Origin of the sequence: Kitasatospora sp. NPDC127111, from assembly GCF_042677465.1 — a bacterium.
Classification (GTDB): Bacteria; Actinomycetota; Actinomycetes; order Streptomycetales; family Streptomycetaceae; genus Kitasatospora.
In genome coordinates this window covers 13,358-27,008 of record NZ_JBHXTG010000058.1, presented here as the reverse complement: position 1 = coordinate 27,008, position 13,651 = coordinate 13,358, and the positions used below count along the sequence as shown (strand labels likewise).

Annotated in this window: 13 protein-coding genes and 1 pseudogene; 9 read left to right on the top strand and 5 right to left on the bottom strand. The window is 73.7% G+C overall.

The annotated features are described in order from the left end of the window. The first annotated feature begins 62 nt into the window (after window positions 1–62). The 5 genes and pseudogenes from ACFVHB_RS28760 to ACFVHB_RS28740 all read left to right on the top strand — a co-directional run bounded on the left by ACFVHB_RS28760 (window position 63) and on the right by ACFVHB_RS28740 (window position 8,183). Window positions 63–1,070: a DUF5937 family protein gene (locus ACFVHB_RS28760; RefSeq protein ID WP_380328025.1), complete on the top strand. Its 1,008-nt coding sequence runs from the start codon at window positions 63–65 to the stop codon at window positions 1,068–1,070. Window positions 1,071–1,372: 302 nt separating this feature from the next. Further along, window positions 1,373–2,113: a class I SAM-dependent DNA methyltransferase gene (locus ACFVHB_RS28755; protein ID WP_380328023.1), complete on the top strand. Its 741-nt coding sequence runs from the start codon at window positions 1,373–1,375 to the stop codon at window positions 2,111–2,113. 672 nt (window positions 2,114–2,785) lie between these two features. Continuing rightward, window positions 2,786–3,943: pseudogene (locus tag ACFVHB_RS28750) on the top strand (glycoside hydrolase family 27 protein); the annotation flags it as partial. A 150-nt stretch (window positions 3,944–4,093) separates the two neighbouring features. Continuing rightward, a complete protein-coding gene (locus tag ACFVHB_RS28745) occupies window positions 4,094–6,676 on the top strand; it encodes a GH92 family glycosyl hydrolase (protein ID WP_380328021.1) in 2,583 nt (860 codons plus the stop codon). A 172-nt stretch (window positions 6,677–6,848) separates the two neighbouring features. Further along, on the top strand, window positions 6,849–8,183 hold the full coding sequence (locus tag ACFVHB_RS28740; RefSeq protein ID WP_380328019.1) for a S28 family serine protease: 1,335 nt from the start codon (window positions 6,849–6,851) through the stop codon (window positions 8,181–8,183). A gap of 46 nt (window positions 8,184–8,229) precedes the next feature. Here the strand turns inward: ACFVHB_RS28740 and ACFVHB_RS28735 are convergent, their stop codons facing one another. The 4 genes from ACFVHB_RS28735 to ACFVHB_RS28720 form a co-directional block, all read right to left on the bottom strand. Continuing rightward, complete coding sequence (locus ACFVHB_RS28735; protein WP_380328017.1) at window positions 8,230–8,409, bottom strand: hypothetical protein; 180 nt, start codon at window positions 8,407–8,409, stop codon at window positions 8,230–8,232. Between the two features lie 33 nt (window positions 8,410–8,442). Beyond that, entirely contained in the window at window positions 8,443–8,877 is a 435-nt protein-coding gene (locus tag ACFVHB_RS28730) for a YdeI/OmpD-associated family protein (RefSeq protein ID WP_380328015.1), read from the bottom strand. A 250-nt stretch (window positions 8,878–9,127) separates the two neighbouring features. Continuing rightward, window positions 9,128–9,526 (bottom strand): contact-dependent growth inhibition system immunity protein, encoded by a 399-nt coding sequence (locus ACFVHB_RS28725; RefSeq protein ID WP_380328013.1) that lies wholly within the window; start codon window positions 9,524–9,526, stop codon window positions 9,128–9,130. Window positions 9,527–9,821: 295 nt separating this feature from the next. Further along, window positions 9,822–10,118, bottom strand: a complete 297-nt coding sequence (locus tag ACFVHB_RS28720; protein WP_380328011.1) for a hypothetical protein — start codon at window positions 10,116–10,118, stop codon at window positions 9,822–9,824. 490 nt (window positions 10,119–10,608) lie between these two features. On the opposite strand from ACFVHB_RS28720, the gene ACFVHB_RS28715 reads away from it, so the two are divergent. The 4 genes from ACFVHB_RS28715 to ACFVHB_RS28700 all read left to right on the top strand — a co-directional run bounded on the left by ACFVHB_RS28715 (window position 10,609) and on the right by ACFVHB_RS28700 (window position 13,287). Further along, window positions 10,609–11,043 carry an SRPBCC family protein gene (locus ACFVHB_RS28715; protein WP_380328009.1) on the top strand — a complete coding sequence of 145 codons (435 nt, stop codon included), beginning with the start codon at window positions 10,609–10,611 and terminating at the stop codon, window positions 11,041–11,043. Next, a complete protein-coding gene (locus tag ACFVHB_RS28710) occupies window positions 11,040–11,516 on the top strand; it encodes a MarR family winged helix-turn-helix transcriptional regulator (RefSeq protein ID WP_380328007.1) in 477 nt (158 codons plus the stop codon). Before ACFVHB_RS28715 ends, ACFVHB_RS28710 begins: the two co-directional genes overlap by 4 nt. A 267-nt stretch (window positions 11,517–11,783) precedes the next feature. Further along, a complete protein-coding gene (locus ACFVHB_RS28705; RefSeq protein WP_380328005.1) occupies window positions 11,784–12,503 on the top strand; it encodes a DUF402 domain-containing protein in 720 nt (239 codons plus the stop codon). A 166-nt stretch (window positions 12,504–12,669) separates the two neighbouring features. Then, entirely contained in the window at window positions 12,670–13,287 is a 618-nt protein-coding gene (locus tag ACFVHB_RS28700) for a TOPRIM nucleotidyl transferase/hydrolase domain-containing protein (protein ID WP_380328003.1), read from the top strand. 98 nt (window positions 13,288–13,385) lie between these two features. Here ACFVHB_RS28700 and ACFVHB_RS28695 read toward each other — a convergent pair whose 3' ends face one another. Beyond that, window positions 13,386–13,640 (bottom strand): hypothetical protein, encoded by a 255-nt coding sequence (locus ACFVHB_RS28695; RefSeq protein ID WP_380328001.1) that lies wholly within the window; start codon window positions 13,638–13,640, stop codon window positions 13,386–13,388. Between the last annotated feature and the right edge of the window lie 11 nt (window positions 13,641–13,651).

Genomic DNA, 13,651 nt, shown 5'->3' with positions numbered 1-13,651 from the left:
CGACCGTCGTCCCGGTGCGGCCATTGTTTTAGGCTGGGCGAAAACATCGACGAGGGGTGGGGATGGGCGAACTGCGCTTCGGGGTGAACGACCTGGGCAACCTCAGGTTCGCGATCTCCCCGCTCTGGGAGACCGTGGCCGGGCTGCGCGCCGTCGCGGATCCCGGCCGGCACGTGGTGCACCTGCCGTGGATCCGCCGGGCGTCGGCCCTGCGTCAGGACGGTGTGCTCGCCGCGCGGATCGCGGCGCTGGAGGCGCCGGCCGGCCCACCCGACCGGGTGGCGGGCCGGCTGGTACCGGCTCCGCGCTGCCCGCTCGCCGAGATCGAGGAGGAACTGTCGGCCCTCCTGGGCGTCCCGGCCGAGCGCGTCCGTGACGGTCTCGCCGCCCCGGCCGAGCGAGCCCGCGACGGTCTCGCCGCCGCGAGCCGGCCCGCGGCGACCGGCGTCGAACGGCGGGCGGCCGAGGACCCGGAGCACGCCCTGCCCCAACCGGCCGGGGCCCTGCACGCCTGGTGGCAGGCGGCCATCCGGCCGCACTGGCCGCGGATCCGCGCTGTCCTGGAGGCGGACATCGCCCACCGGACGCGCCGACTCGCGGAGGACGGCATCCACGAGGTGCTGGCCGGGCTCCACCCCACCCTGCACTGGACCGGGGACCGCCTGGTCTCACCCGACCTGCCGGACGACGGCTCCGCTCTCGGCGGCGCCGGACTCACCCTCACCCCGAGCGCCTTCGCCGACCGCTGCCACCTGCTGACGGGCCACCAGGACACTCCGCCCGCCCTGGTCTACCCGGCCCGGGCGCTGGGCCTGCTCTGGGAGCGCCGGGAGGGCGCCGGCGACGCACTGGCCCGCCTGCTCGGCCGCAGTCGCGCCCGGCTGCTCGACTGCACCGGCTCCCCGGCCACCACCACCCAGCTCGCCGCCCGGACCGGCCTCAGCCTGGGCGCGGTGTCCCAGCACCTCGCCGTGCTGCGCGACGCAGGCCTGGTCACCGGCCACCGCTACCGCCGCGAGGTGCACTACACCGCGACCGACCTGGGCAAGGCCCTGCTCGCCCAGACGTAGGGCCGCGGCCGGCACGGCCCGCCGCGGCCCGTTGGGTCCGCCCCGCTCCACCGAGTCGCGGGGGGATGACGTGACAGGCGGTGGTGCCGCCTGCCACCGGGTGATCGAGCGCACGCCGAAAGGACGGCCGGGGACGGCGTCCGTCGGTGTCCGAGACGAACACGAGAACCGAACCGGCCGCAGCCACGGCATGTTTGGGGCTTCCGCCAGTACGCCGCCCCGGTCGGCGGGAGGGAGACTTCCGGCCAGGCGCCGCGGCCCGTCCGGAGGGCCGATGCCAAGGACAGAGGGGGGACACCACGATGAGTGGTCAACTGTACGACGAGATCGGCGAGGCGTTCGAGGGCTTCAAGACCCTCCCGCTCACCCGCTACGGGGAGGTGCCCGGCTTCCTCGCCCTCGTCGGTGACGTGAAGGGCAGGTCGATCCTCGACCTCGCCTCCGGAACCGGCTTCTACAGCCGTGAGTTCAAGCGCCGCGGCGCGTCCCGCGTCCTCGGCGTGGACATCTCCTCCGCGATGGTCGACGCGGCCCGGGCGATGGAGGACGCCGACCCGCTGGGCGTGCAGTACGAGGTCGGAGACGTCGCCGACCTGCGCCCTTTCGAGGAGCCCTTCGACATCGCGCTCGCGGTCCAGCTGTTCAACTACGCCGAGGACGTCGCCACCATCGAGCGGATGTGTCGCACCATCCACCGCAGCCTCGCGGCCGGGGCCGGGTTCTTCGTCTTCACGCAGAACCCGGACTTCCGGTTCGACGGGCCGTCGCTGTCCAAGTACGGGTTCCTGTGCGAGTCGCTCGGCGAGGAGACCGAGATCGGGCCGCGGGTGAGGATCACCGCGCTCCTGGACCCGCCGATCTCGTTCGTCGCGAACCCGCCCAGCCGCGAGGCCCTCGAAGAGTCCCTGCGGGCGGCCGGGTTCACCGAGCTCACCTGGGTTCCGCTGGAGATCTCCGAGGCCGGGTTGCGCGAGCACGGCAAGGAGTTCTGGGACGACTTCGCCGGCAACCCCCCGCTGACGATGCTCCGCTGCCGCGCCTGACCCCGAGCGGCCCGCTCCCGGTCCAGCCGGGATGCCGTTGGCGGAGATGACCGGCCGACCGCGATAGGTGACGTCGGTCTCCGGGACCGGTCCCGGAGACCGACGTTCGCCGTTGCGGGGGAGCGGCGTGTCGGTGCGGGTCGGGGGAACCCGGGAGGTGCCGGCGGAGGACCGCCCGCGGCCGGCGGATCCGATGCGTGGCACCGCCGAATGGCCTCGCCCGTCCGTGCGGAGCACAGCGCCCGCGCGGCTGATTTCCGAAAGGCCGTCGGCCGCCCGCGGAGGGTGGCACTCCGGGCGCCCAGTCCTGGACGGGCGGGCCGGACACGGACTCGCGGGTGTGCTCGGTGATCCGCCGTTCGGACGCCCGAGGCCGTCATCCGAACGGGAACGAGCCATTCACGTCACCACCGTGCCGGTTCGATGACTTGAGAGCGACCGAACCACCGGCCAGGTCGGCATCCGGGGCGATCCCGGCCGCCCGATGGCCCTCCGCTCTTCGAGGAGTACCCGTCCATGCGCCTGTTCGCGGCTCCCTCGGGTGTCGAGCCGTTCCGCCGTACGAGTGGTCCGGCGACCGCGCCGACCACCCGTTCCCTTCCTCCCCGCTCGACGCCACCCCCCGGAGGAGCCGTGCGACCGACCGGGCGCGGGCCGGCCCGCCGTGCGGCGATGACCTTGACCAGCGCGATGGCCCTGCTGGTCGGAGGCCTCCAACTCGCCACCGCCCCACCGGCGTCGGCCCTCGACAACGGCCTCAACCGGACCCCGCAGATGGGGTTCAACAACTGGAACGCCACCCGCTGCGACGACCGGTTCAACGAGGACATGATCAAGGGCATCGCCGACCTCTTCGTCAGCAAGGGCCTGAAGGCGGCCGGCTACCGGTACGTCAACCTCGACGACTGCTGGGCCCTGCCGGAGCGCAACGCGGCCGGGGACCTCGTCCCCGACCCGGTCCGCTTCCCGCACGGGATCAAGGCGCTCGCCGACTACGTCCACGACAAGGGCCTGAAGTTCGGCCTCTACTCCAGCGCCGGGACCATGACCTGCGACGTCAAGGGCTTCCCGGGCGGGCTCGGCCACGAGCGCCAGGACGCCAACCTCTGGGCGTCCTGGGGCGTCGACTACCTGAAGTACGACAACTGCAACAACCAGGGCGTCGACGCCAAGACGCGCTACCAGGCCATGGGCGACGCGCTGAAGGCCACCGGCCGGCCGATCCTCTACAGCATCTGCGAATGGGGCACCACCGGCCCCTGGAACTGGGCCGGCCCCGTCGGCAACTCCTGGCGCACCACGTGGGACATCGGCGACACCTGGCAGAGCATGATCTCCATCGCCCAGGCCAACCAGGGCACGGCCGCCTACGCCGAACCCGGCGCCTTCAACGACCCCGACATGCTGGAGGTCGGCAACGGCGGCATGACCGCCACCGAGTACCGCACCCACTTCAGCCTGTGGGCCGAGATGGCCGCCCCGCTGATGATCGGTACCGACCTGCGCACCGCCGGACCCGAGACCTTCGAGATCCTCACCAACGCCGACGTCATCGCCGTCGACCAGGACCCACTGGGCCGGCAGGGCTCGGTGGTCTCCAGCCAGAACGGCCTGGTCGTGATGAGCAAACCGCTGGCCGACGGCGGCCGGGCCGTCACCCTGACCAACGAGGGCTCCTACGACGCCGTCATCAGCACCACCGCCCAGACCCTCGGCATCGGCGGCGCGCCCCTCTACACGGTCAAGGACCTGTGGTCGAAACAGACCGCCATCAGCAGGGACGCCATCAGCGCCACCGTCCCCGGGCACGGCACCGCGATGTTCCGCGTCACGCCGGTGGCCCCCTCGACCGGGACCGCCCAGTGAGCGCGAGGGGGCCGGGTGGGGGACCGTCGGCCTGTCGCGGCGCCGTCCGTGACGCGGGTGCCACCAGACTGCTCTGACGATCCGTCATTCTTCAGGGCTCCCGCAGGAGGATTTGTGCTCCGCTTCCGCTCCGCCGCCTCCGCCCGGACGCGGGCCGCCCTGGTGCTCGGTGTCGCGGTGCTCCTCGTCGGGCCGGCGGCGCCGGGCGCGGGTGCGACGGGTCGGGCGATCGGGCGGCCGACCCCGGCGCACGTGGTCGTCGCGGATCCCGCGGGCTACGTCAACCCGTACGTCGGAACCCGGGCCGACGCGCCGGACCGGGGGCATGGCGGGGGCGCCGGCAACACGTTCCCCGGGGCGTCGGCGCCGTTCGGCATGCTCCAGTGGAGCCCCGACACCGTCACCTACCAGCACGGCGGTTACGCCTACGACGACCCGCGGCTGAGCGGCTTCAGCCTGACCCACATCTCGGGGGCGGGCTGCGGCGACTACGGGACGACCCCGTTCATGCCCGTGCTCGACGGCGTGCCCGTGGCGTTCACCGGGTTCTCGCACAACGACGAGCGGATCGCCCCCGGCTCGTACGCCGTCGACCTCGCCAACGGGATCGGCGCCGAACTCGCCGTCACCCAGCGGTCCGGGATCGCGCGCTTCACCTATCCGGCCGGGCACACCGCCTCGCTCACCGTCGACGCGGGCCGGGCCTTCAACGCGGCCGCCGGGGAGGTCACCGTCGCGGGGAACACCATCTCCGGTCACACCGACAGCGGTGGCTTCTGCGGTACGGGCAACCGCTACCGGCTCTACTTCCACGCCGAGTTCGACCACCCGTTCAGCCACGTGGACCTCGGGGGCGCGGGCGGCCGGCCCGCCGGGGCCGGTGCCCCCGGACGCGCCACCGCCACCGGTCACAGCGCGGGCGTCGCCCGGGAGGACGCCCCCGGCGCCGAGCCGGGGGCCGACCAGGGCCGGGGGCCGGCCGCGCCGTCCCGCCACCGGCCGCCCGCCGCCTCCGACTCCCGTTCCGCGGCCGCCCCGGCCGCCCCGGACGCGCGGGTCGTGGCCGCCTCCGAGCCTGCGGCCGGGGCCGCCTCGGACGCCCAGGTCGTGGTGTCCTTCGACACCGGCGCGGACCGGGTGGTCACCGCACGGGTCGGGATCTCCTTCGTCAGCGCCGACGGCGCCCGCGCCAATCTGCGGGCCGAGCAGCACGGCGCCGGGCTGGACGAGATCCGCGACGCCGCCCGCGCGCGGTGGAACTCCCTCCTGGGCCGCATCGCCGTCTCCGGCGGTACCCCCACCCAGCGGCGGGTCTTCTACACCGCGCTCTACCACGCACTGCTCCACCCGAGCGCGCTCAGCGACACCGACGGCCGCTACCCGGGCTTCGACGGGCAGATCCGCACCACCCGCCCCGGCCGGATCCAGTACGCCGACTACTCCGGCTGGGACGTGTACCGCTCCCAGATCCAGCTGGTCGCGCTGATCGCCCCCCACGAGGCCACCGACATCGCCCAGTCGATCGTCGACCAGGCCGCCACCGCCGGCTACTTCGACCGCTGGACACTCGCCAACGGCGGCACCGGCGTCATGGTCGGCGACCCGCTGCCCGTCATGGCCGCCACCGTGCACGCCTTCGGCGGCACCGGCTTCGACGCCCACCGGCTGCTGCGCCTCGCCCTCGACGGCAGCCGCGACGAGCGCGAGCGTCCCGGACACCAGCCGTACGGCGCACTGGGCTTCGTCCCGGTGGGCACCGGCGGGGTCTGGGGTCCCGCCGCCACCACCCTGGAGTACACCACCGCGGACTTCGCCCTGGCCCAACTCGCCGGCCGGCTGGGGGACTCCGCCACCCACGCCGCGCTGCTGCGACGCTCCGCGAACTGGCGCAACCTCTTCAACGGCGACAGCCGTCACCTCCAGCCGCGCAACGCGGACGGCAGCTGGCCGCCCTTCAGCCCCGAACAGCAGGACGGCTACGTCGAGGGCAACGCGGCCCAGTACACCTGGATGGTGCCGTACGATCACCGCGGCCTGTTCGACGCGATGGGCGGCAACGACGCCGTCGCCGCCAGGCTCGACGACTTCTTCACCGATCTCAACGCCGGAGGCGGGACGCCCCACGCCTACCTCGGCAACGAACCCTCGCTCAACACCCCCTGGGCGTACGCCTACGCGGGCCGCCCGCACCGCACCCAGGACGTGGTCCGACGCGCCCTCACCACGCTGTTCGCCGACACCCCGGGCGGCGAGCCGGGGAACGACGACCTCGGCGAGCTGTCCTCCTGGGCCGTGTGGGCCGCGCTGGGCATGTACCCGCAGGCCCCGGGAAGAGCGGAACTCGTTCTCGCCAGCCCGCTGTTCCCCGCCATCACCGTGTACCGGGGCAACGGCGCAACCATCGACGTGGACGCCCCCGGCGCCTCCGGGACCGTCCGCTACGTCCACGCGCTGAGCACCGACGGCCGGCCGACCCAACGTCCCTGGGTGAGCGAGGACTTCGTCCGCCACGGCGGCACCCTGGCCTTCACCCTCGCCGACGCCCCCGACCCCACCTGGGGCGCCGACCCGGCCGACGCCCCGCCGTCCTTCGCGGCGGGCCCGGCCGACGCACCGCCGTCCTTCCCGGCTGGCCCCGCCGACGCCGCGCCGTCCGTCGCGACGGGCCCCGCCGCCACACCCGCCGAACGGGGCTGACCGATCAGCCCGGCGGCGGCACCGCCGGGAGCGCCCGGATCCGCGGACGTCTCGCGGCCCCCGCCCGGCAGCTCCCTCCCGGGAGGGAGGCGCAGCCCCTCCGGGGCGGGATCCGTGCCGGAGGGAGCCGCGATTGACTGTGAGGGTCATCGACGAACGGGGAGGAAGACCCATGCTGCGCAACCGAATCGGACGGAGGCTCGCCCAGGCCGCGGCGGCCTTGGTCGTACTGGGCGGACCGGCCGCGGTGCCCGCCGCCGCGGCCGGCACCACGGACGGACCGGCCGACATCCGGGCCGCCATCGAGGCGGCCCCGGGTTTGCGCATCGTGGAGGAGAGGCCGGCCGCCCCCGGGTTCCGCTTCTTCGTCCTGACGCTGCACCAGCCCGCCGACCACCGGCACCCCGAGCGGGGCGGATTCGAGCAGCGCCTCACCCTCCTGCACCGCGGCACCGACCACCCCACCGTGCTGTACACCAGCGGCTACGCCGTCTCCACCGCCCAGTACCGCTCGGAGCCGGCCGAACTGCTGGACGGCAACCAGGTGAGCACCGAGCAGCGGTTCTTCGGCACCTCCCGGCCCGAACCCGCCGACTGGAACGACCTCGACATCCAGCAGGCCGCGGCCGACCACCACCACGTGATCGAGGCGCTGCGCGCGGTCTACCGGGCACCGTGGATCTCCACCGGCGGCAGCAAGGGCGGCATGACCACCGTCTACCACCGCCGGTTCTACCCTCAGGACGTGGCCGGCTCGGTCGCCTACTCGGCGCCGAACAACGTCGACGACCGCGACGACCACGCCTACCTCGACTTCCTGCGCACGGTCGGCACCCCCGAGTGCCGCAGCGCCCTGCGGGCCGCGCAGCGGGCCCTGCTGGAGCGCCGCACCGCCCTGGTCGCCCGGTACCAGGCGTGGGCGGAGGCCAAGGGCGACGCCTTCCGGCTCGTCGGCAGCGCCGACAAGGCGTTCGAGATCGCCGTACTGCGCGCGCCGTTCATGTTCTGGCAGGGCCGCGGCCAGGCCGCGTGCCCGGCGGTGCCGGCCGCCGACGCCTCCGACGACGCGCTGTACGGCTGGCTCTTCGAGGTCGCGCAACTACCGGTCTACGCGGACTCGGTGGCCGAGCAGTTCGTCCCGTACTTCTACCAGCTCGGCACCCAGCTGGGGTACTTCCCGGTCGAGACGGCCCACCTGACCGGTCTGCTCCACCACCCCGGCGCCACCGAGCCGCGCACCTTCGTGCCGGCCGACATCCCGTTGCGGTACCGGCCGCAGGCGATGCGCGACGTCGACCGGTGGGTGCGTACCCGTGGCGAACGGCTGATGTTCGTCAACGGCGCCGCCGACCCTTCGGTCGCCGAGCCGTTCCGGCTGGGCGACGGCTCGCGGGACTCCTACCTGTTCCAGGTCCCCGGCGGCACGCACTCCGCCCGGATCGCCCAACTGCCACCCGCCGACGCCGCGGCGGCAGCCGCAACGCTGCGCCGCTGGGCCGGTGTGTAGGGCGGGCGTGCCCCGAGCGGGTGCCGTCGTCGAGGTCGACGGGTCGTCACGTCGTCGGACGCGGTGTTCCTGTCGGCAGGGCGGGAGCCCGCACGAGGTCTCGCCGGTCGGCGGGCCAGTCGGCCAGCGCGAGGATGCCCATGATGACGAGGTGGGCCGGCGCGGCCCGGCTTTCCGCCGCCGGGTCGTGGTCGACGAGGTGAGTGGCGACCGCGGCGGGGAGCACGAACACCAGCGTCGCGGCACCCGGGAACCGTGGTCAGCCCCGCAGGGTGGCGATGGCCTTCTCGATGCGCCGTTGGCGCGTCTCGGGCTTCTTCGCGCTCTCGATGGCGCGCACGTGCTCGCGCTTGTGGCTGTGCGCAAGGCCGTCGTACGCGGCGCGGGCGACCGGGTCGTCGTCCAGCGCCCGGGCGAAGTCCGCGGGCTCGACGACGACGCGCGGCTCGGTGTCGAGCTCCAGCTCGACCTCGACCTCCTCGCCGATCGCGACACCGGCGGCCCGCCGGTTGGCGTTGCTGAGGCCGATCAGACGGCGGCCACGCAGGATGGCGACCCGGCTCTTCCAGGAATGCCCGTTGACCGTGATGGTCACCGGCGGCCGCGGACCCCCGCCGAGCGCCTCCACCACCTCGGGCGGAACCTCCAGACCCCGCATGGGCTCGGGCGGCTCGACGAGAGTGTGGAACTTCATGGCGTGCTCCTTGTCGATCGGTGCGGGTCGGTCGTCCGAAGCCCTTCCGTGCTCACGGCGACGGGGGTGGGAGTCACATCGGCTCGGTCGGTGCGGCCGGTGTCGGCCACGAGTAGAGCTTCTCCCAGCTGCGGCGGGCTCACATCCGTGCCGGCCACGGAGGCCACCACGGAGCCGCCCGTACGTGGGGGGCCGAGGCCGAGGTGGTGCTGACCCTGGGGGAGGGGGGAGCGGCCTCCGCTGTCGCTGGCTACGGAGCAGCCAAGAACCCCTCGACCTCGCATCTCAGGGCAGGCGGCACATCGGCCAATGCCGACACGATCAGGCGGACCTCCCCGCGGAGTCCGGGGAACTCGCGCCAGACCTCCGCACTCCTGGTGAGCACGGCGGCCAGCAGATCGCCCTCGTACAGGTCGCCTTCCGCCAGTGGGGCGAGCCGAAGCACCTCCACCGCCAACGGCAGGAGATGGGCAAGGCCCACGTCCTGCCTGATCAGCAACCGCATGTCCTCGACCGTCAGGCTGCCGATCGGCTTGCACCGAAGCTCGCGCACGGTCGCCATCAGCCGGGTTTCGCCGCCGGACGAAGCCGACCAGTGGTCGCGCTCGAGTTCCTCGAGGGAGCGGTCTGGGTTCACGAGTCGAGTCACCGACCGATCGTCCCACGCCAGATCTCACCCGCAGCGAGCACCCGCATGGCCTTCCTCAGCTGCGCCGCGACCTCGTCACCGAGCGAGGCGGGGAACTCGCGCTCGGCGCTCTCGCGGGCGTCCTCCGCACCGGCCGCCCGCCTGCCGTGCTCGGTCAGCTGGACGACGTCGCGGCGTCGGTCCTCCGGCCAGCCCGTCCAGTCCGCGCGCTCGACGGCGGGACGCGGTACGGGCGCGGTCCCCGCCGGAGGCTCGTGTGGCAGTGGCGGGGAGTGCCGAGGCCTCCCACGTTCGCCTACGGCGTGGTCAACCGCAGGTGCCACCACGGCCGACTCGGCGGGTCGAACCACTGGCTGCCCAACCGTTCCGACGCGTACGGATCCGGCAACGTACGCCGCTCGAACTCCGCATCGAGCCGGGTCACGATCTGACTCAGTTCGCGGCGCGCGGCCGACGGAAGCGCGTCGAGCATGGCCTGCAGGTTGTCCCGACCACCCAGCACATCGTGGCACGGACAATCCGCCAACGGCACGTAGAGCCACCGACCGGGCCGGCGCAAGAACCGCTCGTACTGGCCGATCGCCTCGCTCAAGAAGCCGGGCCCGAACCTACGAGCCTCAAGGCGCCTGACTGCAGCTTGGGCACCTCGTCGCAGGCCCCGGACCTGACTGAACTGTCGGGACCGGCCCCGAACCAACCGCGTCTGGGCGCGCACGGCGCCGGGCGACTTACGCGGCATCGCCCCTTCGGATCAACGTCATGACGCCATCCTGCCACGCCACGGGCAGACCGACCGCCGAATTTCCTCCAGAACGGACGCCCTACCGGAGGCCCGCACCACCCCTGACGCTCGTGCACGTCCGGCCGCACCCGAGAGCGTCCCGGGTCGCGTCCAACCGGCCCCGCCCCGCCGTGCATCGCGGTGAACGCCGATCTCTCGGGCCTCGGTTGATCATCCGTGAGATCGACCGCACCGGGTGGCGCGTCCGCGAAGCCACCGGCCGAGCTCTTGCAAGATAGTCGTCGCGGAGATAATCTGTGCGTAGAGCAAATCGCTCGGCGAGAACGAGGGGGACGTCGTCATGTGGAGCCACGAGTACACGGGTGAGACGGTCGCAGCGCCGGAGGCGGTCTGGGCGGTGCTGAAGGACCTGGACGGCTGGGCGCGTTGGGACTCCTCGATGGAGTCGGTCTCGCTGCTGGGGCCGTTCGAGGTGGGCAGCAAGGTGTCGATGACGCCCACGGGCCAGGAACCGATCGTCTCGGTGATCACCGCGATCGAGGAGAACGTCCGCTACGCCGACGAGACCGAGTTCGAGGGCGTGGTGCTGCGGTTCAGTCACACGCTGAGCCCGCACGGCGACGGCGGCACCCGGGTCGTGCACCGGCTGGAGATCTCCGGCCCGGAGGCCGACCGGGTGGGCCCGGAGCTCGGCCCGGCCATCACCGAGGACTTCCCGGAGGCGATGGCCGCCCTGTTCGCCCACGCGCTCGGCACCGACGGCGGCGCCCGGTGAGCGAGGTGCGGCCCGCCGGTGGGGGCGGGCCGGACAGCGCGGGCTTCTGGCTCTGGCACGCCACCTTGCGCTGGCAGCGCGAGATCACGGCCGCGTTGGCGCCGTTCGACCTGACGCACGCGCAGTTCGTGCTGCTGGCCTGTGCCTGGTGGCTCAACGAGCACGGCGAGGTGCCCAATCAGCAGGAGCTGGCCCGTCAGGCGGGCACCGACGTCAAGATGACCTCCCAGCTGGTCCGCAAGCTGGAGGCCAAGGGGCTGCTGGACCGGGAGACCGACCCTGAGGACACCCGGGCCCGCCGGTTGCGGATCACCCCGCGGGGCGCGGAACTGGCCCGGTCCGCCGTGGTCGCGGTCGAGCGGGTGGACGCGGCGTTCTTCCGCCCGGCCGAACAGGCGGCCGGCCTGGACGAGCGCACGCTCAACTCCCTCCTGCGGCACCTGGCCCAGGCCGACGGCGCCGGCTCGCCCTGACCGGGCGGGGCGGCCCGCCGGCCGGCCCGCCCGTGGTGGCAGGCCGGACGGCGGCCGGTTGCCCACCGCTCCGGCCCGGGGAGGCAAGGCCGGCCCGGGGGGCGCCGGGGTTCGGAGCCGCGGCGGGGCGGGCATGGCCCTCGGCATGACGACACGCTCGACCAAGTACCGTTGCGGCCACTGCGGCCACTGCGGCTACTGCGGCCTGAACGGGCCCGCCGTCCCGGGCGAGCACAAGGGGCGGGCCAGCGCACCGACGCGCACCACGTGGCACGAATCCGCCTGCCGCACCTGGAGCCGACCGTGACCGCCCCCACCGCCGCCGGCCCGGGCGCGGCCTTCACCCCCGGCGCCACGGTGGTGCGCCGCGACGTCCACCTCGGCCGCGTCTGGTCGGCCCAGCCCTACCGGGCGCTGACGGACACCGGCACCGTCCTGCACCTCGCCTACTGGCCGGGCATCCGCTCCCTCGCCCCGACCACCTGGGCGACCGCGCTGCGCACCGGCGACGACACGGTGCGCAAGAGCGGCCTGCACGACCTCGCGGCCGGCAGCTGGGAGCTCGGCGCCTGGCATTGGCGCGACACGGTCGTCCGCTCCCGCTTCGAGACGAATGAGTGGTTCTCCCTGCACTGCTTCCAGGACCCGGTGACGGGCGAGCCGCTGCGCCTGTACGTGAACTTCGAGCGGCCGGTGGTCCGGACGCGGATCGGGATCGACACCCTGGACCTGCTCGTCGACCTGGTGGTGGAGCCGGACCTGTCCTCGGCGCGTTGGAAGGACGAGGACGAGTACGCCCAGGGCCGACGGCTCGGCTTCATCACGGACGCCGACCACCGCGTGGTCGAGCAGGCCCGGATGCGCGCCCTCGGCATGATCGAGACCCGCTCCGGCCCGTTCGCCGACCCGTGGCCCACCTGGACGCCGGACGCGTCCTGGCCGCTGCCCGTCCTGCCCCACGGCGCCGACCGGACCGGGACGGCCTGAGGGCGCGACCGGTGTAGTCCGGTGAAGAACGACCAATGAAGAACGACCAATGAAGAACGACCGGTGAAGAACGAGCGGTGAAGAACCACTGTGAAGGAACGACCGCTGAAGAACGGCCGGTGAAAAATCCGTGCCGTGTCCGCCCGGGCGGGGGCAGAATCGCCCCGTGGCGGACATGGGAGCGTTCCGGGATGCGGTCACCGACTGGGCGGCGGGTGGCCCCAGCGGGCCGGCGGGTGAGCTGGCGGTGCGACTGCGGGTGCGGACCGCCGTGCTGCTGGAGGGGCCGAGTGACGTCGCGGCGGTCGAGGCGCTGGCCGCGCGCTACAGCCGGGACCTGCCCGGCGAAGGGGTGTGCGTCCTGTCGATGGGCGGGGCGATGAACGTCGGCCGTTACGCGGGCCTGCTCGGGCCGCCGGGTCTGGGTCTCGGCCTGGCGGGACTGTGCGACGTGGGCGAGCGGCGGTTCTACGACCGCGGCCTCGAACGGGCCGGCGCGCCGGGCCGCGGGGTCTTCGTGTGTGCGGCGGACCTGGAGGACGAACTCATCCGCGCGCTGGGCGTGGCACGGGTCGAGGAGATCGTCCGGGCCGAGGGTGACCTCGCGGCCTGGCGGACGTTCGTGCGCCAGCCCGCGCAGCAGGGCCGGGCCCCGGAACAGCAGATGCGGCGCTTCCTCGGCACGAAGAAGGGCCGGAAGATCCGTTACGGCCGTCTCCTGGTCGAGGCCCTCGGCTCCGGGCGGGTACCCGCCCCCCTCCACGATCTGCTCGCGCACGTGTGACGGTGGCGCCGACCCGGAGGGCCGGCGGCGGACGGCAACGGACTGCGGGAGTCCGCCCCGTGAGCGCCCGTCGGGAGACAGCGAGCCGGGACGGCCGGCTACCGGCCGGGGGCGGCGTCGTCGAGGGCGGCGAGCAGGCGGGCGTGGACGGCGAGGGCCGCCTCGCGGGTGACCGGGTCGGGGTCGTCCAGATGCGGGGCGATCAGCTCGGCGGCCGCGGCGAGGACGGGGACGGGCACGTGTGCGGTGCGCAGGTGGAGGAGCTGGGAGGCGGCCCGCTCGCCGGGCGTGGCGGCCGTGCGGGCACCTGGGATCAGGGCGTTGATGCCCCGGGGGATCTGACTGCTGGTCACCTGCCCATTCT